Origin of the sequence: Dubosiella newyorkensis (genome assembly GCF_001945605.1) — a bacterium.
GTDB lineage: Bacteria > Bacillota_I > Bacilli_A > Erysipelotrichales > Erysipelotrichaceae > Dubosiella > Dubosiella newyorkensis.
On record NZ_MPKA01000074.1, the window covers coordinates 1 to 1032 of the forward strand.

1 protein-coding gene is annotated in these 1032 nt (G+C 43.3%); it reads right to left on the reverse strand.

The window, feature by feature from the left end; all coding sequences use genetic code 11:
* Positions 1–57 precede the first annotated feature (57 nt).
* On the reverse strand, positions 58–1032 hold a 975-nt coding region (locus BO225_RS07470; protein ID WP_143356795.1), incomplete at its 5' end, for an IS1634 family transposase.

Sequence of the window (1032 nt, forward strand, 5' to 3'; positions counted from 1 at the left end):
CCCATCTTTTACAGTTTTAACAGTGCGAAAGGCGCCTATCTCCTTTATTTAAAGGGTTTAGACGCCTTTTCTTTCTTTTATGAATTTCGCCACATTTTTCCCGTTGGCATTTTTGACGATTTTGTTCAGGTCTTTTTCTTCTATTACCTCATAAGCGAATTGATACTCGAATATTTTGGCCAGTTCGTCTGTCAATTCTGTTCTTGTCAAGGTCGGTCGGTATACTGCTCCTTTCAATCTTCCTGCATTCATGTTCTTCAGCGTTTCTATAATTTCTTTGATCGTGTATTTGTTTTCCAGATACTGTTCCAGGATTCTATAAACGACCAGCGCGATAAAGCAGGTCAGCAGATGGCCTTCTATTGCTTCTCTGCGGCTTACAAAGATTGGGCGCACTTCCAATTCGCTCTTCATGATCCGGAAGCACTCTTCGATCTCCCAGCGCTGATGATTGGCCTGGATGATGAGTTCTATATCTTCGTCTTTCAGATCGGTTGTCACTGCATAGAATCCGTCATAACGCATATCCTCGGCAATCCGCTGGGTATCGAGTTCATATTCCGGAGTGCTGTTTCCGTCTTTCTCGATCGGATGAATATAATATCTTGGATTTCTCTGGTCTGTTGTTTTCGTGATCTTTCCCGGATTTTTGAGCATGGCTTCCGCCCGCTCGAGCTTCTTTTCCCGGATCCTTCTTTGATAATTTCGGTATTTTGTGCTGTATGAAACAATAATGTGTTCTTCAAGTTCTTCCTTTTTCCCGGAATCGTGCGATTTCTTGATCGTCTTGATCCATCGGTCTTTATAGAAGGTGACTTTTTTTGCGGGAATCTCGTGTCCATGAATGAATACTGTTTCTCCAAGCTGGTCCAGATCATAGATCTTTTCTGATCCGAGTATCCTCCACCCTCTTCTGTCGAGAGCCCATTCCCGATCCGTTTTCTTCATTTTCTTGATCGGCTGGGTGACTATATAGGCTCCGTTTTCTTTTCTGTCGTTGTAGAGCTTGTTTTCGAATCCGTTGAGAGCGGC